Here is a 26,623-nt window from a genome sequence, read left to right on the forward strand (position 1 = left end):
TCTCCCTTCATTATCCTTTAAAAGAGCAATATACATTTTTTCAATGATAACTTTAATCATTCACCTTAAACGAAAAGACTGAGTAGTACACTTATGCTATTGTTTAAGATATGAACACCCATACTGTACTCGATACGCTTAGTCTTATAATATGTTATCGCAAGACCAGCTGACATAACACCATAGATGACAATTGTCTGAAGCGTAAATGCTGAGTGACCAGCCATAAAGAGAAGACTGGAAATAACAAGACCCGTCTTAAAGTATTTTCCAAAGAGCACCTTGGCTAAGAGTCCCCTAAAAATGATTTCTTCCATAATCGGAATAATAAAACCGACGACTACTAGGTGAAGATAGAATGGTACTTGAATAAATATCTTATTTAAAGCATCTTGATTTTCCATAGTCGCATTGTGTGTTAACTGACCAACAAAATACCCTAGAAGATCACCTAGGAAAAAGATGACGAGATTAAGAGAAGCAATCGCAACGAGACGTCTCCAATTAATCTCTTTAAGCGATAAGAGTTTAAATCTATAAGCAATCACGATAAAAATAGCCAAACTCCCTAATGCCCAAATACCGTAACCTATTTGCTCCACAAGTGAAAACTTACCATCCTGAGTAAGTAGCGGGAAAGCACCTAATAGTGTTAAATCTAAGATTAGTAGAGTGAGCGCTAAAACAATAACACCAATTTTCTTCATTACCTGTTTAAACATATCTTTTCTCCTTAATCTTCCTCAAAAATAAAGACTTCTTCAATAGTCTTTCCAAAATACCTAGCAATTTTAAAAGCTAGTTCCAACGACGCATTATAGCGACCTTTTTCGAGTGAAATGATGGTCTGTCTCGTGACCCCCATCTCATCTGCTAAGTCTGCCTGACTAATCTTATTAGCCTTACGAAGTTCCTGAATTTTTGTTTCCATGTGGTACCTCAACTTTATCGTTTATTCTCAAATGGTTAAACTCCTTGCTTTTCTTTGTTAAGTTAACTTTACATTTATAGTATAGTCTACTTTACATATTTTGTAAAGCCTCTTTTACATTTTTTGTAAAGTTTTCTTTACTTATAGAATTACACATAAATAGAAATAGTCGAATGATTCTGTCAGAGCATTCAAAAAAGCTGGCCAATCACTCAGCCAACTTTTCTGGTCTTATCAAATTTTTGATAACTTATTTAGTTTTAAGGCGCTCAACATCACGCGCAATCACCAACTCTTCATCTGTTGGGATAACAAATACTTTAACAGCTGACTCTGCTGTTGTAATGTCGCCTACATGTCCAAAGACATTCTTTTCAGGATCCACTTCAATACCAAACCAAGTGAGACCATCCAATACTGAAGCACGAACTTCTGCAGAGTTTTCACCAATACCTGCTGTAAAGACGATAGCATCCGCTCCGTTCAACACACCGAAGTATTGTGCAATATATTTACGCAAACGATCCACATAAAGATTATAGGCTAACACACATTTTTCATCGCCAGCATTCTTACCAGCAATGATATCACGCATATCACTTGATTTTTCAGAAATACCAAGGAGACCCGATTCCTTATTAAAGACGTGACGGATACGCTCAGCATCTGCCATTTCAGGCTCACGGTCGATAACAAATGGAATAATCGCAGGGTCAAGATCCCCAGTACGTGTTCCCATCATAACGCCACCAAGTGGTGTCAACCCCATTGACGTGTCTACTGATTTACCACCATCAACGGCAGTAATTGAAACACCATTTCCCACATGGGCTGTGATAATCTTAGTTTCTTCAATTGGCTTACCTAACAACTTAGCTGCTTCTTGAGAAACATATTGGTGGCTAGTTCCGTGTGCTCCATACTTACGGACTTGGTAGTCTGTATAGTAACGATTAGGCACTGGATAACGGTAGGCCACTTCCGGCATAGACGTATGGAAGGCTGTATCAAAAACAGCAACACTCGTAATATCTGGGAGGAGCTCCTTAAAGGCCCTAATCCCTGAAGCTGCACCTGGATTGTGCAAAGGTGCTAAGGCTGACAATTCTTCAATCTTAGCCAAGGCATCTTCATCCACCAAGCTTGATTCTTTGAAATATTCTCCACCAGCAACCACACGGTGACCAACACCTGTAATTTCATCATAACTCTTGATAATATCAAAACGAATCAAATCATCAAGCAAGATTTTTACTGCCTGAACATGGTCAGCAATATCTAGGGTTTGCGATTCTGAACGGTCATCAAATTTTACTGTTGAAACAGAATCTTTCAAGCCGATACGTTCAATCAACCCCTTAGCAAGAACAACTTCATCTGGCATCTCATATAGTTGCCATTTCAAGCTTGAGCTTCCTGCATTAATTGCTATTGTTTTTGTCATAAGCCACCTCTTTGTAAAACGCTTTCAATAATATAGTCCTATTCTAACATGTTTTGCTAGAAAATGGAATTATCTGATTTCCATTTTTGAAAATTATCTGTGAAATCCTTGAGGATCTCTGGGTTTTGCAAATCGCTAAGTGGATAAACGAAGGTCTCTGGAGCATTTTCAGTTTGTTTTTTAAGTACGAAGATAGACTTCATATTATGTTTATTGCCAAAAGCTGCTTCTGGAAGAGTGATAACGGCAATAATATCAGCATATCCTGATAGCCATTTCTTAAGCAAGTCACTTTGTGGGCTTGTCAAAAGATTAGTTGGTGCCAAAAGAATAGCAATACCATCTTTCTTCAGGTACTTGAGTGATTGCTCCATGAGAAGGTGATGGGCATAGGTGTGTTCACCAGTTGCTGCAACCTTGAAACGACTCGCAATCTCATCATTTGGGTAATACCCAACAGGTAGGTCACTGATAATAACATCACTCTCTTTGAGAATGTGTGGTCGAACAGCATCTTCTTGAATGTAAACTGCACTTGAATTCACCACATCAGCAATACTAGCTGACAAATCGATAAGGAGATCGTCAACTTCCATTCCCATATAATTAAGGGTTTTCTGACTATTATTTAGAAGAGTTTCAGCCAAGTTTCCTGTCCCTGAACCAATCTCCAAAATATCTAATTGGTCGTCCTTGGTCAAACCTTCGAGTAGGTAAAGAATGATAAATCCAATAGCATCTGGTGTAAATTGGTGATTGGCTTGTAAAGCTTCCAATTGCCCTAGTTTGATAAACAAGAACTGAAAAGCACGACGCCACTCCTCTTTACTTAGATCAAGAGCACGTAAATTCTCGTTGTTTTTGATGATGACTTCATTAGCTACCTCAGCCCCCAAATAATAGGAATTTTGCTCAATAAGTGCATCGTAAGCATGGGTTCCAAGATCATTTTCAATGGTTTGGACATTTTCTAACAACAGCTCAAAAGCTGTCTCAATTGCTTCAAAATTCATGATTTCCTCCGTCCTTCTATCATATCAAAAAGGGAAGAGAATTTCTATTTCTGCTCCTGTTTCTTCATATAACGATAGGTCTTGATTTGGCCTTTACTGGCAACTCTAACAATCACTTGTTTGTCCTTAACCTCATAAGTCGTAGTTCCCTGAGAAAAACTAAAAGCACCAGCTTCCTTGTCCGCCAAGTCCATGGTCATTTCTGCCATGAGATGACTTTGACTGGAAGTCATTTGCGCTTGGTTTTGTCTAGAGCTAGCAACCACCCGCTCCAGATAAACATGAAGAAGAAGTGTGAAAATGCCAGCCATAAAAAGAGCGTAGAGGAGAACGCCTCCCCTAACCTGTTTTTTCAAAAGCATAAACAAAACTCCTTTGTAGCCCATTTTTAAGAGTCACTTGGATAGTGACTATCTGGTTATTTTGACTAATCGTACTAGATTTTACATTGAAAAGCATTGGTTGGTAGCCTCGACCGTCAGCATTTGTTTTTCGAAAATCAGTAGCACTTGAAAGTCCAAAAGCCAGGTCTTGATTATCCTGCTTAACATAGAGTTTGTTCCCTTCTACCTTTACAAACTGACAACCTTCTAACTCTGCCTCCATTTGTTGAACAAATAGAAGCCAGTCTTGGTTTTCTTGTTGCTTGACCTGCTTAACATTGCTCACCAATACTGTGGTCAGACCTTGATAAACTTGAATTGAACCAGCAATCACCAACAAGGCTACTAGACATTCCAAGAGGGTAAAGGCGCGGACCTTACTATTTAGAGACATGAATAATCTCCTTTCCTGATTCATAAACCGCGATACCTTGCTTGCTACGTTTTACTGTCACTGTGATACCATTTAAGGTCAACTGATCCTGTTTGGTCTGAACTGCCATGGTTGCCACACTCAAAACCTCCTGTTGGTGGAGATTCCTAGCCATTAACCTACGATTGGTATTGATTTGATCTAATATAAGACCACTGACAAGCACTAAGACAGCCATTGCTACCAGGCTTTCGATAAGAATATAGCCTCTAAGAGACCGTCTTTTTATATTTACCGCTGCCCATGTTAAGCTGATAGGTCACCACCTCCTTATCACTTGAAAAACGAATTTTCGTGAGGCTAGAGTTGCCTCCTTTGGCATCAAACATTAGCGTCTGCCCCTTATCAAGATGAATACTTTTAGGAATCACCAGACTGGATTTTCCGTTACTGATTTTATCCTTGGTCAACTGCAATTCAACATTGGCCCCTTCCGCCGCTGCCAAGCGCTGACTATCTCGGTATAGGTACTCAAAGCGCAGATAAAAAAGGTTAGTTTCAACCTGTTGAAAAATACCTGTCACTGAGCCTGACAAACTCAGAGTGAGAAAGGCAACCACTGCTAGTGTCACCAGACTCTCCAACAAGGTGAAGGCTCTAATTGGCCACTGAGCGGCTTTCGCCACCATGTTTCGCATAGTAATCATTGTATGAATCTGCCTGTTTTTGCGTGATTTGACCTTCTGAAACAAGAGCTGCTAAGCTAGCTGTCTTGTTATTCTTCATTTCATAAAGTTCTGCTTGAGAATCCACGACCTTGACCACAGCCGCATTTCCAGTCTCTTTAACAGAATCCTTCTGCTTACTCAAGTTAGGAACAAAAAGCAAGAGGAGAATACTGATAATGAGAAGCACGACTAGCATTTCAATTAGCGTAAAAGCTCGTAGTTTAACGGCATTCAATTTTTTTAACATCATTTTCATGACATCATTCCTTCCATATTTTGATACATTGGTAATAGCATGGCTGCATAGATCATTACAATCACGACAGCAACAATAATAAAAATGAGGGGTTGCACAAAGGTTGTTGCCTTATTAAGACGGTTAAAGAAAGCCTGCCAAACCTCTTCAGCATAGACTTCTAACTCATAGCCCAACCTAGCATTAGCCTCTCCATAAGCAATAATCAAGGATAGTTCCTTAGTGAAAAAAGGGTGAGTAGCAATACGGTCAGGAAAACTCTGTCCTAGCATTAAGGCCTCTTCTAAATCAGCCCCCAGCTCACGAAAGAGCTTGGACTTTTGCTCTTGCATAAGAGAAACCAAATCTAACAGGTCAATGCCTTGTCCTAAGAGATTTCCCCATTCCCTAGCATAATAGGCAGTCGTATATAGCCTGACAGTTTGCCCTATAAAAGGGATTTTTGCCATTCGTCGGTAAAAGACAAGGGCTGGCTGGTGTTTGACCCATAGATAAAGAATTAAGCTTAATACAAGAAGTCCACACAAACTCACAAAGAAGAGCTGGGGAAAGATTTGAACCAACTGTACAGCCCAATTATCCTTACCATCACCCTCTAACAGTTGAGGTAAAAGATAATTTTTAAGTCCTAACATAATCAGAATCAGGAAACCCAGGAGTAGGATAGGGTAGGTCGCTACCTCCATGAGTTTCTTGCGAACCTTGGTCATGCGAAGCATGTAGGTTTCAATCTTGGTTAAACTCCCTAGAAGATTACCGTGCTTATCAGCAAGGGCAATCTGAGTAACAATATTGTCCGAAAAACCCACTGACGCAAACATCTGGTCTAGCCTGTCGCCTCGCATTAAGCTTGCTTTCATAAGAGATAATGACGATTCTTTCAACAAGTGACTTCGCTCCAAAAAGGCTACGATTTCAGTTAAAGTAAACCCTGCTTTTAGAAGTTGTTTGAAAAGCTGGATAACCTTGACTTGCTGATTAATCTTTAATTTTTTCCCCTTGGATATCCCCTTCAGTGAGATATCCTTGTTGAACCAAGCCTTCCAACTGTTGGTTCCAGCTGGTTGACGAATGGCTTTGGAAATTTTCACTGGCAAAATCAATCACACCTCCTCCCTTAATCAAACGCATATAGGCAATCCCTTGAAGAGCATTATCCAACTCAGACTTATCTACACCGAGGTCCAGAAGACGCTCATAAACACCTGCCACACTCTTTGCGTGAATAGTTGAAAGAACAGTCACTCCTGTCAGACTAGCTCTAATAACCGCTCGAGCAGTCTCCTTATCTCGAATTTCTCCAATAATCAAAACATCCGGGCGGTGACGTAGTGATAGCTTAATCAAATTATCATAGGTCATGTCAATTGCCTGATTTACCTGGAGTTGCAAGACATTATCCTGTTTAATTTCCACAGGATCTTCAATCGAAATCACCTGCTGTCCCTTAAAACGCTCCTGAACCAATTCATGCATAAGCGTAGTCTTTCCAGAACCTACGGGACCTGCAAAGAGATACAAGCCACGATAATCCAAAGCATCCATAATCGGCTGGATTCCTTGATTCCAATACACCAATTCTCGACGTTCGGAATGTAGAACACGAATAACTAAACTTTCTAAGCCACGATAATCCCCAACGGTTGATAAACGCAGAGAAACCCTTTGACCATCACCACAATCATAGTCACAGGAACCTAGTTGACTCCTACGCTTCTCACCCACCATCATTCCTGCCACAAATTTAAAGTGACCAATAAGACTAGCCATGAAATCAGGCCGATATACATCAATTAATCTCCTCTCCTGGCCAACTCGCATATAGAGCTCGTAATTATCCTGACGTGGAATGACATAGATGTCTTGAGCCCCACAACTATCAGCATTTTTGATCATTTCCTTAGCAAATTCTGTTACCATAAGGACCTCCTCATAGACCTATTCGTAAAAAGTTTAAGAAAATGAAAAGAAGCCCGAAAAAAATTCGAGCTTGTGCATTGTTTAACGTTTAATTTTACAGTGGGCATGATTTGGAAGGTCATTTCGCTTTTCATATCCCGGACGGTATTTTTCCTCAGGAATTTCCTGCCAATCATCCAAAAGAGCAATCGATTGATAGACCTGCAGGTATTCGTCACACTCCTCACACCAGTGTTTATCCTCTTGGTCCCAAAAAGCAGTCATGACACTACTACGGCTGATATAACTTGGTAAGGTTTCTTCCATGGCAAACCAAAGTTTTTTATAGTACTTGAGGGCATCATAAAAATTTTCAAATTCCTTAGTACTGATGATATCTTCTTGCCAGCCTTCTAAGAACCACCACGGTTCCAAATCCCCTTTCATTTCAACTACTTGGTACATTTTTCTTTCTCACTTCATCTTTGGTGTTCCTATTATACAAAATTTTCTGGAAAAGATAAAAAAAATGGTCTTATATTTTATATTTATCAATCATTGAAGAAATTCTAGTCATATAAATACGAAAAGAACTCACAATTCATTGTGAGTTCTTTTGATTTCGTTTTAGTCTTCAGATGATTCCACAATTGCTTCATCAACAGCAATGTTTTCAATAACTTCAACTTCGTTAACTGAAAGTGGTTCAATGTTACGGTAACGAGCCATACCTGTACCAGCAGGAATAGTCTTACCAATGATAACATTTTCTTTAAGACCAAGGAGATGGTCTTTCTTACCACGGATAGCTGCATCTGTAAGCACACGTGTTGTTTCTTGGAAGGAAGCCGCTGACAAGAATGAATTTGTTTCAAGTGAGGCTTTCGTAATACCAAGAAGGACTGGACGAGATGTTGCAGGAACACCACCAGAGATAACAATATCCTTGTTAGCATCTGTGAAGTCAGAAATGTCCATAAGTGTACCTGGAAGGAGATCTGTATCACCTGGATCCATAACACGTACTTTACGAAGCATTTGACGAACCATTACTTCGACGTGTTTGTCACCGATTTCTACCCCTTGGCTACGGTAAACTTTTTGTACTTCTGCAAGAAGATAAGTTTCAACTGACAAGGTATCACGCACTTCAAGGAGACGTTTAGGTTGGATTGACCCTTCTGTCAAGGCTGCACCACGGTGTACTTCGTCACCCACTTCAACTTTCATACGAGCTGTAAATGGAACAACGTATTCACCCATTCCAGTCTTACCTTGAACGAAGACTTTCTTAGTACGTGTTGCGGCATCTTCTTCGATTTCAATAACAGTACCTTTAACTTCAGTGATAACCGCTTCCCCTTTAGGGTTACGTGCTTCAAAGATTTCCTGGATACGTGGAAGACCCTGTGTGATATCGGTGTTTGAGGCTACCCCACCGGTGTGGAAGGTACGCATAGTAAGCTGTGTACCAGGTTCCCCGATAGATTGAGCGGCGATAGTACCAACTGCTTCACCAACTTCAACCGCATCACCTGTTGCCAAGTTGATACCGTAACAGTGACGGCAGACACCGTGACGTGTGTTACATGTAAAGACTGAACGGATAGTTACTTCTTCAACACCAGCATTGACAATAGCAGCAGCCATGTCTTCAGTAATCAAAGTATCTGGACCTACGATTACTTCACCTGTTGTAGGATTCTTAACTGATTTCTTAGTGTAACGACCTTGAAGACGTTCTTCAAGTGTTTCCGTAACTTCTTTACCATCAGTAATCGCACGGATGAGAAGACCACGGTCTGTTCCACAGTCGTCTTCACGGATGATAACATCTTGGGCAACGTCAACCAAACGACGAGTAAGGTAACCTGAGTCGGCTGTCTTAAGGGCCGTATCGGTCATACCTTTACGCGCACCGTGAGTAGAGAAGAACATTTCCAAAACGCTCAAACCTTCACGGAAGTTTGAAAGGATAGGCAATTCCATGATACGTCCGTTAGGAGCGGCCATCAAACCACGCATACCGGCAAGTTGAGAGAAGTTAGAGATGTTACCACGAGCTCCTGAGTCCATCATCATAACGATTGGGTTCTTAGGATCTTGTGTCTCAATCAGACGTTTTTCAAGGGCTTCTTTCGCTTCACGCCATGTTGTTGTAACAGCAACATAACGGTCATCATCTGTCATCAAACCACGACGGAAGGCCTTGTTAATTTCTTCGACACGGTGGTGAGCAGCATCGATAATTTCTTGTTTGTTATCGATAACTGGGATATCGGCGATACCCACTGTCAAACCAGCAAGTGTTGAGTGGTAATAACCAAGGTCTTTCAAACGGTCAAGGAAGGCTGATGTTTCAGTCGTACGAAGACGTTTGAAGGTTTCAGCGATGATGTTACCAAGATTTTTCTTCTTGAATGGTGCATTAATTTCCAAACTATCAATAACTGTTTGGATATCTTGACCTGGTTCAAGGAAGTACTTATCTGGTGTACTATCTGTCAAGTTCTCATTTGTTGTTTCTTGAAGATATGGAATTTCTGCTGGGATGATTGAGTTAAAGAGGATCTTACCAACAGTTGTAACCAAAATCTTGTGAAGTTGGTTTTCTTTCCAAGGTTTATCAGGCATACTGTCTACTGCGATACCGACACGGCTATGCAAGTGAACATAACCATTACGATAAGCCATAACTGCCTCATCAATATCCTTGAAGACCATACCTTCACCCTCACGGCCTTCTTCTTCCATAGTCAAGTAGTAGTTACCAAGAACCATATCCTGAGATGGCGTTACGACCGGTTTACCGTCTTTAGGGTTAAGGATGTGTTCAGCCGCAAGAAGGAGCAAACGTGCTTCAGCTTGAGCTTCTTCAGACAATGGAACGTGGATGGCCATTTGGTCACCGTCAAAGTCGGCATTGTAGGCCTCACATACCAATGGGTGAAGACGAAGGGCCTTACCATCAATCAAGACTGGTTCAAAGGCCTGGATCCCCAAACGGTGGAGGGTAGGTGCGCGGTTAAGAAGTACTGGGTGTTCCTTGATAACATCTTCAAGAATATCCCAAATACGTTCATCGCCACGTTCAACCATACGTTTAGCGGCTTTCACGTTACCCGCGTATTCACGCGCAACGATTTCACGCATTACAAATGGTTTGAAAAGTTCGATGGCCATCAAACGTGGCACACCACATTGATACATTTTAAGTGTTGGACCAACGGCGATAACGGAACGTCCAGAGAAGTCAACACGTTTACCAAGCAAGTTTTGACGGAAACGACCTTGTTTACCTTTAAGCATGTGGCTCAAAGATTTAAGTGGACGACTACCTGGTCCAGTAATTGGACGACCACGACGTCCATTATCGATAAGGGCATCTACCGCTTCTTGCAACATACGTTTTTCGTTTTGCACGATGATACCTGGAGCATTCAATTCAAGCAAACGAGCCAAACGGTTGTTACGGTTGATAACACGACGATAAAGATCGTTCAAGTCAGATGCCGCAAAGCGTCCACCATCCAATTGAACCATTGGACGAAGGTCTGGTGGCAATACTGGCAAAATGTTAAGAACCATCCATTCTGGTTTGTTACCAGACTTATAGAAGGCATCAAGAACGTCCAAACGACGCACAGCTTTAACACGTTTTTGACCAGTTGCTGTCTTCAACTCTTCTTTGAGTTCAGCAATTTCAGCTTCCAAATCCACTTGTTTCAAGAGATCTTGGATAGCTTCTGCACCCATTTTAGCGACAAATGAACCATGTCCATACTCTTGCAATTTTTCACGATATTCACGTTCTGTCAAGAGAGATTTTGGTTCAAGTGGTGTTTCCTTTGGATCGATAACCACGTAAGCTGCGAAGTAGATAACTTCTTCAAGCGCACGAGGGCTCATGTCCAAAGTCAATCCCATACGAGAAGGGATTCCCTTGAAGTACCAGATGTGTGATACTGGTGCTTTCAACTCGATGTGACCCATACGTTCACGGCGAACCTTAGCACGTGTTACTTCAACACCACAGCGGTCACAAACGATACCTTTATAACGAATACGTTTGTATTTCCCACACGCACATTCCCAGTCTTTAGTAGGACCAAAGATTACTTCGTCGAAGAGACCTTCGCGTTCTGGTTTGAGCGTACGGTAGTTGATTGTTTCAGGTTTCTTAACTTCACCATAAGACCATGAACGGACCTTAGTTGGTGAAGCTAGTGTGATTTGCATACTTTTGAATCGATTTACGTCAACCACTAGTATTACCTTTCTTTTGTTCTATTGACAATAGCAGCGCTATTCTCACCTTTATCAGCTACCTTAGCAGAGAGTGTGAACTCCCTCTCTAAAGCTTATTTTATTCTGTTTTATCTGAAGCTTCTTCTTTAGCTTTTTCTAATTCAGCAGCTTCTTTGGCTTGTTGTACACGTGCTTTTTCAAGATCATCGACGTGCATGACATCGTCATCTTCACCTTCATCAAGATCACGCAATTCAACTTCGTAATCATCCTCATCAAGGACACGCATATCAAGACCAAGTGATTGCAATTCTTTAACGAGTACTCGGAATGATTCTGGTACACCTGGTTTTGGAATTGGTTTACCTTTAGTGATGGCTTCATAGGCTTTCAAACGTCCGTTAACGTCATCTGACTTGTAAGTCAAGATTTCTTGAAGGATATTTGATGCACCATAAGCTTCAAGGGCCCAAACCTCCATCTCACCGAAACGTTGTCCACCAAATTGCGCTTTACCACCAAGAGGTTGTTGGGTAACAAGTGAGTAAGGACCTACTGAACGAGCATGAAGTTTATCATCAACCATGTGGTGAAGTTTGATCATGTACATGACACCAACTGATACACGGTTATCAAATGGTTCACCTGTACGTCCATCGTAAAGGATTGTCTTAGCATCACTATCCATACCTGCTTCACGAACAGTATCCCAGAGGTCTTCTGAGCTTGCCCCGTCAAAGACTGGTGTTGCGATGTGGATACCCAAGTTACGAGCAGCCATACCAAGGTGAAGTTCCATAACCTGACCGATGTTCATACGTGATGGCACCCCAAGAGGGTTCAACATGATATCAACTGGTGTACCGTCTGGAAGGTAAGGCATGTCTTCAACAGGAACAATACGAGAAACAACCCCTTTGTTACCGTGACGACCGGCCATCTTATCTCCGACCTTAATCTTACGTTTTTGAGCGATGTAAACACGAACAAGCATGTTAACACCTGATTGCAATTCATCACCGTTTGCACGTGTGAAGATTTTAACATCACGAACGACACCATCACCACCGTGAGGTACACGGAGTGAGGTATCACGTACTTCACGAGATTTATCACCAAAGATAGCATGGAGAAGACGTTCTTCAGCAGAAAGGTCTTTTTCACCCTTAGGTGTTACCTTACCAACAAGAATGTCACCTTCTTTAACCTCAGCACCGATACGGATAATACCCATTTCGTCAAGGTCTTTGAGAGCTTCTTCACCAACGTTTGGCAATTCACGTGTAATTTCTTCAGGCCCAAGCTTTGTATCGCGTGTTTCTGATTCGAACTCTTCCAAGTGAACAGATGTATAAACGTCATCTTTCACAAGACGCTCACTCATGATAACGGCATCCTCGAAGTTGTAACCTTCCCATGTCATGTAAGCGACGATAGGGTTTTGACCGAGGGCCATTTCTCCACCTTCCATAGATGGACCGTCAGCGATAAAGTCACCTTTTTCAACAATATCGCCAACCTTAACCAAAGTACGTTGGTTATAGGCAGTACCTGAGTTTGAACGACGGAATTTTTGAATAGTATAAACATCAAGAGAACCATCTTCACGACGAACTTCAACTTTATCAGCATCAGAGTAGACAACTTTACCGTCGTGTTGAGCGATAACTGCAGCTCCTGAATCGTGGGCAGCTTGATATTCCATACCAGTACCAACATAAGGTGCTTTAGGGTCAATCAAAGGCACAGCCTGACGTTGCATGTTGGCACCCATGAGGGCACGGTTAGAGTCATCGTTTTCCAAGAAAGGAATACATGCTGTCGCAACGGCAACTACCTGTTTAGGAGAAACATCCACGAAATCTACAAGGTGTGATGGGTACTCTTGGTTATTACCTTGATGACGACCCATAACGATTTCTTCTGCAAATGTTCCATCTTCGTTCAATTTAGAGTTAGCCTGAGCAACTGTGTACTCATCTTCTTCGTCGGCAGTCAACCAAACTACTTCGTTGGTTACTTTACCAGTTGCACGGTCAACCTTACGGTATGGTGTTTGAATGAAACCATACTTGTTAAGGTGTCCGTATGAAGACAAGTTATTGATCAAACCGATGTTAGGTCCTTCAGGTGTTTCAATTGGACACATACGACCGTAGTGCGTGTAGTGCACGTCACGAACTTCATATCCGGCACGGTCACGTGTCAAACCACCAGGTCCCAAGGCTGACAAACGACGTTTGTGTGACAACTCTGACAATGGGTTGTGTTGGTCCATGAACTGTGACAACTGTGAAGAACCGAAGAATTCTTTAACAGCTGCAGTTACAGGGCGAATATTGATGATTTGTTGTGGTGTCAAGACTTCGTTATCTTGAACTGACATACGCTCACGTACGTTACGTTCCATACGAGCCAAACCAATACGGAATTGGTTAGCAAGCAATTCACCAACAGCACGGATACGACGGTTACCAAGGTGGTCGATATCGTCAACTTTACCGATACCTTCAGCAAGGTTGAGGAAGTAGCTCATTTCAGCCAAGATATCTGCTGTTGTCAAAGCACGAACTTTGTCATCTGGGTTGGCATTACCAACAATTGTAACCACACGATCTGGATCATTTGGTGCAACAACCTTGAATTTTTGAAGAACAACAGGTTCTGTAACCACCGCATAATCGTTTGGTGTGTATACAAATTTGTTCAAATCACCATCCAAGTATTCTGCGATTGAATCAATCACATCACGTGTCATTTCAGTACCAGCTTCAACAAGGATTTCACCTGTTTCAGGATCTACCAAGTTTTCAGCAATTGTTTGTCCCAAAAGACGTGTCTTGATGTTAAGTTTTTTGTTGACTTTGTAACGACCAACAGCAGCCAAGTCATAACGACGTGGATCAAAGAAACGAGCTACAAGCAAGCTACGTGAGCTGTCGGCAGTTTTTGGTTCACCTGGACGAAGACGTTCATAAATTTCTTTAAGCGCTTCATCAGTACGTGAATCTGCTGGGTTTTTGTGGATATCTTTTTCAATGGTGTTACGAACCAACTCGCTATCACCAAAGATATCAACAATTTCGTCATCACCTGAGAATCCAAGCGCACGCACAAGCGTTGTGAATGGAATCTTACGTGTACGGTCGATACGAGTGTAGGCGATGTCTTTTGAATCTGTTTCAAGCTCAAGCCATGCCCCACGGTTAGGGATAACTGTTGATCCATAACCCACTTTACCGTTTTTATCAACCTTATCGTTAAAGTAAACACCAGGTGAGCGCACCAACTGAGAAACGATAATACGTTCACCACCATTGATGATGAAAGTACCCATCTCAGTCATAATAGGGAAATCTCCGAAGAAGACTTCCTGAGTTTTGATTTCACCAGTTTCTTTGTTAATAAGACGGAAAGTCACAAAGATAGGTGCTGAGTATGATGCATCGTGGATACGAGCTTCTTCAAGTGTATACTTAGGCTCTTTCAATTCGTAACCAACGAATTCCAATTCCATAGTGTCTGTGAAGTTTGAGATAGGAAGTACATCCTCAAAAACCTCTTTAAGACCAGTATCCAAGAATTCTTTGAATGAATCCGTTTGGATTTCAATCAAGTTTGGTAAATCAAGAACTTCTTTGATTCTTGAAAAACTACGACGGGTACGATGTTTCCCGTATTGAACGTCATGTCCTGCCAAGTCTTCTACTCCTTTTCTACATTCGAGACCTGCTTTGCAAGTCGTGCACTTTAAATATTTGTCTTCTGCCTTTTTCAGTTGCTTGTCCCATTGACAAGTGATCAAACACCAAGATCCACTTAGCTGATTAATGATAAGCGAAAAATTTATTTTGTGAATTTTTAGAACGTTTAAATATGCATTACAACACTTGAAAATCCTAAAAATAAGCACAAAAATAGCAGCTAAATCTGACCGAAAAAACGTTGATTTAACTGCTGTATCTCTTGATTGGACAATATTTCAACCAAGTAAGACGACAAATAGTTGTCTATATTATACCTAATTTTTTGCTTTTTTGCAAGTTTTCTTGGTAATTCCTAATGCCCTCCAAGAATGCTAGACCAGGCTTTTTGATAATCACTATCAGTTCCACCAATAGCAAACTTGTAGGTCGTATCTCCAGGTCCATTTTTAGCCCAGTAAGTATCAACCATTTCACCACTTACAGAAACATTACGACCATTGACAGACACTGTTGCTGGTTTAAGACCTGTTGATTTGAGCACACTTGCCTTAATGGCACTTGAATCGATATTAAACTTATCTCCCGTTTTAAAAATACCTGGATTAGCATTATAGATAGCGGAAGTCAAACGAGCCATATATTGGGAATTATATATGTAACCCGTTTTAGAATTGGTAGGTGCATTGTTGTCATAACCAGCCCAACCACCAAGAGTAATACCAGGCGTTGAGACGATCAACCAAGAATCTACAAAATTATTTGTCGTTCCTGTTTTACCCATCCAGTCCGCTGAGGCTGCTGCACCATTGACATTTTTCAATTCAGAATGAAATTGAGTTGTTGCTCCCTTAACTACCACTTCTTTGAGCAAGTTATCCATGATGCTAGCCGTAGCTCTTGAAAAGACCTGAACCCCTTCAGATTTATGCTGATAGATAACTTCGCCAGTCCGGTCGGTAATACTATCAATCATATAGCCCTTCTCATAGACGCCACCATTTGAAAGCATTTGATAGGCATTTACCTGTTGGGCAACCGTGGTTTCAATCCCTCCACCAAGAGGTAAACTCTCGATATTGTAATTAGCAATCTTATAACCCATCTTGGTCATGTAACCCTCAACATCAACATCATGACGTTGAAGCATTTGATAAGTCCAAAAGGCTGGAATGTTCCATGAGGTATTGAGTGCCTCTTGGAGGTTCATCATAGCTGTACCCTTATCACCATCATGGAGAATAGGCGTTCCACCCGTAAAATTAGTTGGGTAGTTAGAAAGGATACTTGAGCTACCCATCAAACCTTGATCAATAGCAATTCCATAAGAAATAATAGGCTTAATTGTAGATCCCGGAGAACGTGCCGTATCAAAGGCATGGTTATTTTGATTATTTTCGTAACTACGACCACCAACAAATCCTAGAATTGCTCCAGTCGCATTATCCATGAGCACATTTCCGACTTCAACCCCACTATTGCCACCCTGGTCGAGGAGACCACCATATTGACTCGCAGCATCTTGCATCGCATTATAAACTGCATTATCAATAGTTGTCTTAACGCTGTAGCCACCGGTTTGGAGCTCTTGAAGGGCTCTCTCACGATAGCTTTCCTTTGTCTTATCATTTTTCAAATCTTGACTCGATACCTTGTCACGTTTAACGAGGTAATCATACATGACATCCTGAGCCTCAGACATGACAGAATAGTACAAATAGTCATGACTTACGGCATCAGATTTCTCACCAGCCTTGAAATCTTTAGTGATATCATAATCCTTATAGCTTTCGTACTGCGACTTATCAAGATAGCCGCCACGATAAAGATTGTAGAGTACATCTTGTTGACGTGCCAAGCCATAAGATAGATCCTCTGCGTTTTTTAATTGACCATCAGCTGTATAAGGTGAGTAGACAATCGGGCTCTGTGGCAAACCTGCCAGATAGGCAGCCTGAGGAACTGTCAAATCCGCTGCAGATACGCCAAAGATACCTTGAGCAGCCTCCTCAATACCAGCAATATTTTTCCCCTTGTTATTACGTCCAAAAGGAGAAACATTCAGATAATCGGTTAAAATTTCATTTTTAGAAACACGACGCTCCAATTGTAAGGCATAGATAATCTCTGCCGCCTTACGTTTAAAGGTTGGTGCATCTCCTGTTACCTGTTGCTTAATTAACTGCTGCGTTAGCGTCGAACCACCACTTGAAGAGCCGACTCCCAAAACTGATGACACCAAAGCCCTAAATACTGCCTTTGGCACAACACCCTTATGCTTCTTAAAATTTTCATCCTCAGTCGCAATGATGGCATTTTTGACATTGTTAGAAATCGCATCACTCTCAATAGGTGTTCTCAGCAAGTCAGTATCAATATCCGCAATCTTCTTAGAATCGGAATAGCTCATCGAAGATACCAAACTAACCTCACTAATCTGATTCAACAAGGTTTTGTCCTTAATCGACGGAACAGACTCAATTTGACTCCCCAAATACCCCAAACCAATTCCTGCACCGAACAAGGTAAGGACGATAATAACCACATAAAAGAAATCAGACAAGAGCTTTAAGGTTTTTAAGAAAACATCGCCCATGTCTAAGAGTGTCATCCGGTCCTCAGTCGACTTTCTCACTTGCTTACGATTCCACTTAGAATCAGTCGTAGATTTCCTTTCATTAAAAGATTTATCCCCTCTTTTAGACCTAAAACCAGCAAACCTTGTGCGAATAGCCTGCCCTAGTCGTCTAAAATAATTTATTATTTTTTCAAAATTCATAGAAATACCTCAAAGCCTATTATAACAAACTTTGACAAAGCTTGCATAGGCCTACTTTCTTTTGGTATAATGGTGCAGAATATACTTTACTGGAGAATATCATGACAATTTTTGAAGAACTAAAAGCACGTGGCTTGATTTTTCAAACCACAGATGAAGAAGCCCTTGTAAAAGCCTTTGAAGAGGGACCAGTCTCATACTACACTGGTTATGACCCAACAGCAGACAGTCTCCACCTTGGACACCTTGTAGCTATCCTTACAAGTCGCCGACTTCAATTGGCTGGGCACAAACCTTACGCCCTCGTTGGTGGTGCAACAGGTTTGATTGGTGACCCATCATTTAAAGATGCTGAACGTAGCCTCCAAACCAAAGAAACCGTTGAAGGTTGGGTTGAAAAAATCCAAGGTCAGCTCTCTCGTTTCCTTGATTTTGAAAATGGTGACAACAAAGCCGTTATGGTCAATAACTATGATTGGTTTGGTTCAGTCAGCTTCATCGATTTCTTGCGTGACGTGGGTAAATACTTCACAGTTAACTACATGATGAGTAAGGAATCTGTTAAGAAACGTATCGAAACAGGTATCTCTTACACTGAGTTTGCCTACCAAATCATGCAAGGTTACGATTTCTATGAACTCAACGATAAGTACGGCGTAACCCTCCAAATTGGTGGTTCTGACCAATGGGGTAACATGACCGCAGGTACTGAGCTCTTGCGTCGTAAAGCAGATAAATCTGGACACGTTATTACAGTGCCACTTATCACAGATTCAACTGGTAAAAAATTCGGTAAATCTGAAGGTAACGCTGTCTGGCTTGATGCTACTAAAACAACACCTTACGAAATGTACCAATTTTGGCTCAATGTTATGGATGATGATGCTGTTCGCTTCTTGAAGATCTTCACTTTCTTGTCACTTGAAGAAATCGAAGAAATCGGTAAAGAATTTGATCAAGCTCGTCACCAACGTTTGGCACAAAAGGTTTTGGCTCGTGAAGTTGTTACTTTGGTTCACGGTAAAGAGGCCTACGAACAAGCTGTTCACATCACTGAACAACTCTTCGCTGGTAACCTTAAAGCTCTCTCAGCACGCGACCTTAAAGTTGCCCTTAACGGTGTCCCAACTTATGAGATCTCAGCAGATGAAAATCTGAACATCGTTGAACTTCTCGTCAACGCTAAGATTTCACCTTCTAAACGCCAAGCACGTGAAGATGTACAAAACGGTGCTATCTACATCAATGGTGAACGTGTGCAAGACTTGGATTACACTCTATCAGATGCAGATAAAATTGATAATGAAATTACTGTTATCCGTCGTGGTAAGAAGAAAAACTTTGTCTTGACTTACTAATTTATAGCTATTCTCACTCCTTAATGGAGTGAGTTTTTTTTACCAAAAAAGAGCAGTCGGATTCCCAACTACTCTCTTCAGAACACAAAAAAACCAGTACTAGACTGGTTTTTGAGACTATCACATTAGTTATAGATTTTGAATGCGTCATCGTCGTTTTGACCAACGAATGGCATTGCTTTACGCAATTCAGCACCAACTTTTTCGATTTCAAGGTTAGCAGCTTCTTCACGGTAAGCAGTAAGTTTTGGACGTCCAGCTTTGTAGTCGTTAACGAAGTCGTTAGCGAATTTACCGTTTTGGATGTCAGCAAGAACTGCTTTCATGTTTTCTTTCACTTGTTCAGTGATAACACGTGGACCTGATACGTAGTCACCGAATTCAGCAGTGTTAGAAATTGATTGACGCATTTTCTTGAATCCACCTTCGTAGATCAAGTCAACGATCAATTTCATTTCGTGAAGCACTTCAAAGTAAGCCAATTCTGGAGCATATCCAGCTTCAGTCAAGACTTCAAAACCAGCTTCGATAAGGGCAGTCAAACCACCACAAAGAACTGCTTGTTCACCAAACAAATCTTCTTCAGTTTCTTCTTTATATGTTGTTTCAAGAAGACCAACACGTGCTGCACCAACACCTTTACACCAGTCCATAGCGATGTCTTTAGCGTTACCTGTAGCATCTTGGTATACTGCGTAAAGTGCAGGAACACCAAAACCTTCTTCAAATGTACGACGTACCAAGTGACCTGGTCCTTTAGGAGCACACATGAAGACATCAACATCTTTAGGAACTTTGATGAATTCAAAGTGGATGTTAAATCCGTGTGCAAAACCAACAGCATTACCAGCTTCAAGGTTTGGAGCAATTTCTGCTTCGTAAAGTTCTTGTTGGATTTCGTCTGGAGCCAAGATCATGATAACGTCAGCCAATTTAGTTGCTTCTGCTACTGTGTAAGTATCAAAACCATCTTCTTTAGCTTTATCAAATGATTTACCTGGACGAACACCGATGATCACATCGTGACCTGTATCACGCAAGTTTTGTGCATGTGCATGACCTTGTGAACCGTAACCGATAACGGCGATTTTTTTACCGTCAAGTGCTGCTACTTTTACGTCTTTTTCATATTCCATTTGAACTGCCATAGTAATATGTCTCTTTTCTAAAAAAATATTTTATTGCCTTTTTAAGGCTGGGTTAACAAATTTAAGTTGGATTTTTAATCACGGGTAAATCCAGTAGCACCCGTACGAGCGATATTCTTGATTCCGTAAGGACGAATAACTCGTAGAAGCGCCTCGCTCTTTTCAGCATCACCAGTCATCTGGATAGTGATAGAGCTTGGTGCCACATCAACCACCGATGCACGGAAAGGTTGAATAATCGCCAAGATTTCAGCACGCTTAGAAGTTGGTGCTGACACCTTAACCAGGATAACTTCACGTTCCAAGTGTGGCTGATCCGTGATATCACGGATACGAATCACATCAATCTGACGATTAAGCTGTTTGATGATTTGTTCCACTTCATTTTGAGAATTCACATCAATAATAATCGTAATACGTGAAACGTTAGGATCCTCAGAAGCCCCTACAGAGATACTTTCAATATTAACTTGACGTCGTGAAAGAACACCTGTGAAGCGGTTAAGGACACCCGAACGGTTCTGAAGTTTAGCTGTTAACATTCTACGCATTGAACTTCACCCCCAACATTTCGTGATTACTCTTACCAGCCGGAACGATTGGCAAGACATGCTCTTTACGAGAGATATCCACCTCGATGAACATTGGCACGTCTTCCTTGATAACTTCCAAATCCTGATCAATTGTCTCTGGATTATCAAACTTGTAAGACTTAATGCCATAAGCTTGAGCCATCAATTGGAAATCTGGAAGGGTATCAAAGACAGACTCTGATGTACGCCCTTCGTAGAAGGACTCTTGCCATTGACGTACCATACCAAGTGAGTGGTTGTTCAACATAACAACCTTGATTGGCACCTTGTAAATATTTAAGATAGCCAATTCTTGGTTCGTCATTTGGAAACCACCATCACCAACAAAGAGGATAACTTCTTTATCAGGATTAGCAATTTTGGCACCAATTGCTGCTGGGACACCGAATCCCATTGTTCCAAGACCACCTGAGGTCACCAGTTGACGCTCATTTTGGTATGGATAATATTGAGCTGTCCACATTTGATGTTGACCAACGTCAGTAACAACAACAGCATCACCCTTAGTCAATTCACCGATACGCTCGATAACTGCCTGAGGCTGTACCATACGTTCTTTCTTATCGTAAGAACGTACACGTTCTTTGTCTTTTGTGACTTTTTCAATCCATTTTTCAGTGTTATTCTGAACCACTGGTTCTGCTAAGAGCATTTCAAGAGCTTGCTTGGCATCACCAACAACTGGAAGGTCCACTGCAATAATTTTACCAATCTCAGCTGGATCTACATCAATATGGACAACCTTAGCATTCTTAGCAAATGTTTTAGGATTACCTGTCAAACGATCATCAAAACGACAACCAATGGCAATCATAAAGTCAGCATCGGTCATAGCAATGTTAGCCGCATATGAACCGTGCATACCACCCATACCCAAGAAAAGGGGATGGCTAGTAGCAATTGTCCCTTGTCCTAGAAGACTTGTGACAACTGGGATTTGGTAGCGTTCTGCAAAAGCAACTAGCTCCTTAGCAGATTCAGAATAAGACACCCCACCTCCAGCTACAATAACCGGCTTCTTAGCTTTACCCAACTGCTTCAAGATTTTCTTGATTTGCATTTCGTTTGGTCTTAGCGTCGGTTGGTAACTTGGAAGATTAATTTCAGGATCATTGATGAAGGCTGTTTCCTTAGCTACGACATCTTTAGGGAGGTCGATAACAACTGGACCAGGACGACCAGTTGTTGCAATATGAACCGCTTCCCTAATAATACGAGGAATATCAGCTGTATCGCGAATCTGATAATTGTATTTTGTAATCGGCATGGTAATTCCGACAATGTCAGCCTCTTGGAAGGCATCCTTACCAATACCTGGTGTTGCTACCTGACCAGTAAAGACTAGGAGAGGTACGCTATCACTCATAGCATCTGCAATCCCTGTAATAGCATTAGTGGCACCAGGACCACTCGTTACAAGAGCAACACCGAGTTTACCAGTTGATTTGGCATAACCTTCAGCTTCGTGCAGACTTCCTTGCTCATGACGAGATAAGATATGATTAATCTTGTCATTTTTGTAAATAGCATCATACAAAGGAAGAACCGCTCCGCCAGGATATCCAAAGATAGTTGAAATCCCAAGTTCAAGAAGTGTATCAAGAATCAAATCAGCACCAGAGCGTGCTTCTTCAAGTTCAATTTTCTTCACATGGACCTCCTTCAGTAGTTGTTTTTTTCGAATTGTCTAAAAATTCAAAACCTTGTATACTATGATAACATTTTTAACCAAATTTGCAAGGGTTTCAGAGAAAAATATCACAAACTCTTCGGAAAGAATGTTCTTAGTTTTTTTCTTGTGCTTGACGTTCTGCTTTACGTTCTTCGAATTCTTCGTCACTCATCAAAGTTCCGCCGACGTTGGCTGATTTAGCAAAGGCTGTATAGCGACGCAACCAACCACTTGAAATTTTTGATTTGAAAGGTTTCAAATGTTTGCGACGTTCTTCAAGGGTTGCATCATCGACAAGTAGATCAAGGGTACGATTTGGAAGATCAATCACGATTTCATCGCCATCTTCGATTAGGGCGATATTACCACCTTCTGCTGCTTCTGGAGAAACGTGACCAATAGCAATACCACGAGTCGCTCCTGAGAAACGACCATCCGTAATCAGAGCCACATCCTTACCAAGACCGCGTCCGACAATCTTAGAAGTTGGTGCCAACATTTCTGGCATACCAGGTCCACCCTGAGGACCCTCATAACGAATGACAACGACATGACCCTTCTTAACTGTTCCATTGTCAATCAACTCAAGGGCTTGATCTTGTGAATCACAACAAATAGCTTTACCGCGGAAAGTTTTAACAGATGGATCTACACCACCAACCTTGATTACAGCTCCATCCTGAGCAATATTTCCGTAAAGGATAGACAAACCACCAACTGGTGAAATAGGATGCTCGATTGGATGGATAATTTCTTCATTTTTGATTTCAGCACCAGCTACATTTTCTTTCAAGGTTTTACCAGTAACTGTAATACGATCACCTTTAATGGCTCCTTTTTTAATCAACTGATTAATAATGGCTGGAACACCACCAGCTTCATGGACATCATGCATAGTGTAAACACTTGAAGGTGCAATTTTAGAGAGATAAGGGGTCTTCTTGGCAATCTCGTTAATGTCTTTAAGATCATAGTCAATACCGGCCTCATGCGCAATAGCAAGAGTATGAAGAACAGTATTGGTTGAACCACCCATGGCCATATCTAGAGCAAACGCATCATCGATGGCTTCTTTGGTCACAATATCACGTGGGCGAACATTATTTTTGATGTTATCCATCAATTTTGTGGCTGCTTGACGAACCAATTCACGACGTTCATCTGAAACAGCTAGGATAGTACCGTTACCTGGAAGGGCAAGGCCCAAAACTTCCATCAAACAGTTCATTGAGTTAGCGGTAAACATTCCTGAGCATGAACCACAAGTTGGACAAGCATTTTTCTCCAAATAATCGAGCTCTTCCTTGCTCATATCTCCAGCCTGATAGGTACCTACAGCTTCAAACAAACTTGATAGCGTCGCTTGATGACCAGTCATGTCAACGCCACCCTTCATAGGTCCACCAGAACAAAATACTGCTGGCACATTAGTACGCATAGCCGCCAAAATCATCCCTGGTGTAATCTTATCACAGTTAGGAATGTAGAAAACCCCGTCAAACCAGTGGGCATTAATAACTGTTTCTGCAGAATCGGCAATCAATTCACGAGATGGAAGACTGTAACGCATCCCAATATGCCCCATGGCAATCCCATCGTCCACACCAATGGTATTAAACTCAAAAGGAATACCACCAGCCTCACGGATAGCTTCTTTGGCAATATCTGCCAATTCACGCAAGTGAACATGCCCTGGAACAATATCAATATAAGAGTTACAAATAGCAATGAAGGGCTTTTGCATATCATTGGCAGATTTAACTTGCCCAGTCGCATACAAAAGTCCGCGTGCTGGTGCCTTATCAACACCAACTTTGATCATATCACTTCTCATGATGTTACCTTCAATCTATAAAATTTCTTACAACATATGTTACCACTTTGGAAAGTAATGTCAAGGAATTTTCAGAATATTTTTGTAATTCTGAAAAGATATCCCCGCTATATCAAAACTGACAAAACAAAAAGGAAGCCCTAAGACTTCCTAAATGATTATTCAAAATTATTCAACACTGAAGAGGTATGGATAAACTGGTTGGTCTCCTTGGAAGATTTCAACTTCGATATCTTCGTGAGCCTCTTCCAATTTTTCCGCAAGTGCTTGAGCTTGTTCTTGATTACCTTCTTCGCCGACGTAAATCATAACAATTTCACTGTCTTCGTCAATCATCTTGTCAAAGGTGTCAAGAAGGGCTTGGTCCATATCTGGTGTAGACACAAGGATCTTACCATCCACCATACCAAGGATATCATTTTCATGAATCTCAAGACCATCAATAGTTGTATCACGTACCGCCAATGTCACGCTACCACTTGTTACATCTGAAAGACTAGCTGTCATAGCTTCAACATTAGCTTCGATACTTTGGCTAGGATCGAAAGCGAGCAAACTTGTAAATCCTTGTGGAACTGTACGTGTTTCAACAACAGCCGCATTGGCATCTACTACTTCAGCAGCTGATTGCGCTGCCATAAAGATGTTTTTATTGTTTGGCAAGATGATTACATTCTTAGCATTGACCTGTTCAATAGCCTTAACAATATCTTCTGTTGATGGGTTCATTGTTTGACCACCTGAAATCACATAGTCAACACCTTGTGATTTGAAGATATCTGCAAGTCCATCTCCAGCAACAACTGCAATAAGGGCAAAGTCTTTAGGAGCAGAAGGTGCAGCTTGGATAGCTTCTTCTTTTTGAACTTGTGCATCGTGTTGGTTACGCATGTTGTCAACCTTAACTTTGACAAGAGCCCCATATTTAAGACCTTCTTGCATGACAAGACCTGGATCCTCTGTATGGACGTGAACTTTTACAATTTCATCGTCGTTAACAACAAGGAGAGAATCCCCAAGGTTACTCAAGTAATTTTGGAACTCTTCGTAATCAAAGTCTTTCACATAAGTCGGACCTTGTTTGAGACCAATCATGATTTCCGTACAGTAACCAAAAGTAATGTCTTCTGTTGCAACATGACCAGCAACTGACTTATGATGTTCTGCATTGATCATCTCTGTCATAGTAGCTGGTGTTGCTTGGAAGTCCTCTGAAGCGATATACTCACCTGTGAGGGCTGACAAGAAACCTTCATAAATGAAGACCAAACCTTGACCACCTGAGTCTACCACACCAACTTCTTTCAAAACTGGAAGCATCTCTGGTGTCTTAGCCAAGGCAGCTTTAGCTCCGTCAAGAGCTGCACGCATAACCTCAACAGCATCATTTGTAGATTCAGCTTTCTTAATCGCTGCTGAAGCTGCACCACGTGATACTGTAAGGATTGTTCCTTCGACAGGTTTCATAACTGCTTTATAGGCAACTTCAACCCCTGCTTGGAAAGCATGAGCTAGATCTTGGCCGTCAAGTTCCGTTTTATCCTTGATACTTTGACCAAATCCACGGAATAATTGTGACGTGATAACACCTGAGTTACCACGGGCACCCATCAAAAGACCTTTAGACAAAATCTGACCAACTTCACCAACTGTTGAAGCTGATTGATCTGCGACAGCTTTGGCTCCGTTATCCATAGTCATTCCCATGTTTGTTCCAGTATCTCCATCTGGTACTGGGAAGACATTGAGTGAATTCACATATTCTGCTTGCTTACCTAGACGTGTTGCTGCCGCTTGGACCATCTCCTGAAGCAAGCTTGTTGTAATTTTAGACACTAGTTTTCTCCTACGACTTTAATATTTTGAACGTAAACATTTACTGTTTCAGCCTTGATACCGAGTTGATTCTCAAGATTAAATTTCACACGTTCTTGAATATTTTTTGAAACCTCACTAATCTTAACACCGTAACTCATAACAGTGTAGACATCCACAGTGATACCTGCATCAGTAGATTTCACGACAACTCCTTTTGCGTAGTTTTCTTTTCCAAGAAGTGCTTGAAAATTATCTCGGATAGCACTCTTACTTGCCATACCGACAACGCCAAAAATTTCTGTTGCTGAACCGCCAACTACTGTTGCGATGACATCATCTGACAATTCGATTTGACCATCTTTTGTATTGATTTTTACAGTCATAATTACTACCTCAAAAAGTTTTTATCAGCTTATTTTACCATATTCGAGCCTACTTGTAA

22 protein-coding genes are annotated in these 26,623 nt (G+C 41.3%); 1 reads left to right on the forward strand and 21 read right to left on the reverse strand.

The window, feature by feature from the left end; genetic code table 11:
• Positions 1 to 65 precede the first annotated feature (65 nt).
• The 15 genes from AX663_RS06545 to pbp1b form a co-directional block, all read right to left on the reverse strand.
• Positions 66 to 722, reverse strand: coding sequence for a CPBP family intramembrane glutamic endopeptidase (locus AX663_RS06545; RefSeq protein WP_060973070.1), 657 nt, complete (start codon positions 720 to 722; stop codon positions 66 to 68).
• A gap of 11 nt (positions 723 to 733) precedes the next feature.
• Positions 734 to 931: a helix-turn-helix transcriptional regulator gene (locus AX663_RS06550; protein WP_013991261.1), complete on the reverse strand. Its 198-nt coding sequence runs from the start codon at positions 929 to 931 to the stop codon at positions 734 to 736.
• A gap of 250 nt (positions 932 to 1,181) precedes the next feature.
• Positions 1,182 to 2,375, reverse strand: a complete 1,194-nt coding sequence (locus AX663_RS06555; protein WP_003095894.1) for an acetate kinase — start codon at positions 2,373 to 2,375, stop codon at positions 1,182 to 1,184.
• Between the two features lie 56 nt (positions 2,376 to 2,431).
• A complete protein-coding gene (locus AX663_RS06560) occupies positions 2,432 to 3,388 on the reverse strand; it encodes a class I SAM-dependent methyltransferase (protein ID WP_060973071.1) in 957 nt (318 codons plus the stop codon).
• 44 nt (positions 3,389 to 3,432) lie between these two features.
• Positions 3,433 to 3,750 carry a competence type IV pilus minor pilin ComGG gene (comGG, locus tag AX663_RS06565; protein WP_060973072.1) on the reverse strand — a complete coding sequence of 106 codons (318 nt, stop codon included), beginning with the start codon at positions 3,748 to 3,750 and terminating at the stop codon, positions 3,433 to 3,435.
• Positions 3,728 to 4,165, reverse strand: coding sequence for a competence type IV pilus minor pilin ComGF (gene comGF / locus AX663_RS06570; protein ID WP_037600123.1), 438 nt, complete (start codon positions 4,163 to 4,165; stop codon positions 3,728 to 3,730). Before comGF ends, comGG begins: the two co-directional genes overlap by 23 nt.
• Positions 4,152 to 4,382: a competence type IV pilus minor pilin ComGE gene (gene comGE / locus AX663_RS06575; RefSeq protein ID WP_051412000.1), complete on the reverse strand. Its 231-nt coding sequence runs from the start codon at positions 4,380 to 4,382 to the stop codon at positions 4,152 to 4,154. The genes comGF and comGE overlap by 14 nt, the downstream gene beginning before the upstream one ends.
• A 31-nt stretch (positions 4,383 to 4,413) precedes the next feature.
• Positions 4,414 to 4,842 carry a competence type IV pilus minor pilin ComGD gene (comGD, locus tag AX663_RS06580; RefSeq protein WP_253183867.1) on the reverse strand — a complete coding sequence of 143 codons (429 nt, stop codon included), beginning with the start codon at positions 4,840 to 4,842 and terminating at the stop codon, positions 4,414 to 4,416.
• Positions 4,802 to 5,128 (reverse strand): competence type IV pilus major pilin ComGC, encoded by a 327-nt coding sequence (gene comGC, locus AX663_RS06585; RefSeq protein ID WP_002885815.1) that lies wholly within the window; start codon positions 5,126 to 5,128, stop codon positions 4,802 to 4,804. Before comGC ends, comGD begins: the two co-directional genes overlap by 41 nt.
• Complete coding sequence (gene comGB, locus AX663_RS06590; RefSeq protein ID WP_156247047.1) at positions 5,125 to 6,225, reverse strand: competence type IV pilus assembly protein ComGB; 1,101 nt, start codon at positions 6,223 to 6,225, stop codon at positions 5,125 to 5,127. The genes comGC and comGB overlap by 4 nt, the downstream gene beginning before the upstream one ends.
• Entirely contained in the window at positions 6,107 to 7,048 is a 942-nt protein-coding gene (gene comGA / locus AX663_RS06595; RefSeq protein ID WP_002885658.1) for a competence type IV pilus ATPase ComGA, read from the reverse strand. Before comGA ends, comGB begins: the two co-directional genes overlap by 119 nt.
• Positions 7,049 to 7,129: 81 nt before the next feature.
• Positions 7,130 to 7,492: a DUF1033 family protein gene (locus tag AX663_RS06600; protein WP_002887019.1), complete on the reverse strand. Its 363-nt coding sequence runs from the start codon at positions 7,490 to 7,492 to the stop codon at positions 7,130 to 7,132.
• A 162-nt stretch (positions 7,493 to 7,654) separates the two neighbouring features.
• Positions 7,655 to 11,293: a DNA-directed RNA polymerase subunit beta' gene (gene rpoC / locus AX663_RS06605; RefSeq protein ID WP_002887020.1), complete on the reverse strand. Its 3,639-nt coding sequence runs from the start codon at positions 11,291 to 11,293 to the stop codon at positions 7,655 to 7,657.
• Positions 11,294 to 11,393: 100 nt separating this feature from the next.
• On the reverse strand, positions 11,394 to 14,975 hold the full coding sequence (gene rpoB / locus AX663_RS06610) for a DNA-directed RNA polymerase subunit beta (RefSeq protein WP_002885744.1): 3,582 nt from the start codon (positions 14,973 to 14,975) through the stop codon (positions 11,394 to 11,396).
• A 359-nt stretch (positions 14,976 to 15,334) separates the two neighbouring features.
• Positions 15,335 to 17,758: a penicillin-binding protein PBP1B gene (gene pbp1b / locus AX663_RS06615; RefSeq protein ID WP_060973074.1), complete on the reverse strand. Its 2,424-nt coding sequence runs from the start codon at positions 17,756 to 17,758 to the stop codon at positions 15,335 to 15,337.
• 101 nt (positions 17,759 to 17,859) lie between these two features.
• On the opposite strand from pbp1b, the gene tyrS reads away from it, so the two are divergent.
• Positions 17,860 to 19,116, forward strand: coding sequence for a tyrosine--tRNA ligase (gene tyrS / locus AX663_RS06620; protein ID WP_002885869.1), 1,257 nt, complete (start codon positions 17,860 to 17,862; stop codon positions 19,114 to 19,116).
• Between the two features lie 125 nt (positions 19,117 to 19,241).
• Here the strand turns inward: tyrS and ilvC are convergent, their stop codons facing one another.
• The 6 genes from ilvC to AX663_RS06650 all read right to left on the reverse strand — a co-directional run bounded on the left by ilvC (position 19,242) and on the right by AX663_RS06650 (position 26,564).
• Positions 19,242 to 20,264 carry a ketol-acid reductoisomerase gene (gene ilvC, locus AX663_RS06625; RefSeq protein ID WP_002885764.1) on the reverse strand — a complete coding sequence of 341 codons (1,023 nt, stop codon included), beginning with the start codon at positions 20,262 to 20,264 and terminating at the stop codon, positions 19,242 to 19,244.
• 74 nt (positions 20,265 to 20,338) lie between these two features.
• Positions 20,339 to 20,815, reverse strand: a complete 477-nt coding sequence (ilvN, locus tag AX663_RS06630) for an acetolactate synthase small subunit (protein WP_002887025.1) — start codon at positions 20,813 to 20,815, stop codon at positions 20,339 to 20,341.
• Positions 20,808 to 22,508, reverse strand: coding sequence for an acetolactate synthase large subunit (locus tag AX663_RS06635; RefSeq protein ID WP_022496094.1), 1,701 nt, complete (start codon positions 22,506 to 22,508; stop codon positions 20,808 to 20,810). Before AX663_RS06635 ends, ilvN begins: the two co-directional genes overlap by 8 nt.
• A gap of 133 nt (positions 22,509 to 22,641) precedes the next feature.
• Complete coding sequence (gene ilvD / locus AX663_RS06640; protein ID WP_060973075.1) at positions 22,642 to 24,363, reverse strand: dihydroxy-acid dehydratase; 1,722 nt, start codon at positions 24,361 to 24,363, stop codon at positions 22,642 to 22,644.
• Positions 24,364 to 24,531: 168 nt separating this feature from the next.
• Complete coding sequence (locus AX663_RS06645; RefSeq protein WP_060973076.1) at positions 24,532 to 26,199, reverse strand: DAK2 domain-containing protein; 1,668 nt, start codon at positions 26,197 to 26,199, stop codon at positions 24,532 to 24,534.
• Positions 26,199 to 26,564 carry an Asp23/Gls24 family envelope stress response protein gene (locus AX663_RS06650; protein ID WP_002885694.1) on the reverse strand — a complete coding sequence of 122 codons (366 nt, stop codon included), beginning with the start codon at positions 26,562 to 26,564 and terminating at the stop codon, positions 26,199 to 26,201. The genes AX663_RS06645 and AX663_RS06650 overlap by 1 nt, the downstream gene beginning before the upstream one ends.
• Positions 26,565 to 26,623: the final 59 nt, after the last annotated feature.

This window comes from Streptococcus sp. CCH8-H5, assembly GCF_001556505.1.
GTDB lineage: Bacteria > Bacillota > Bacilli > Lactobacillales > Streptococcaceae > Streptococcus.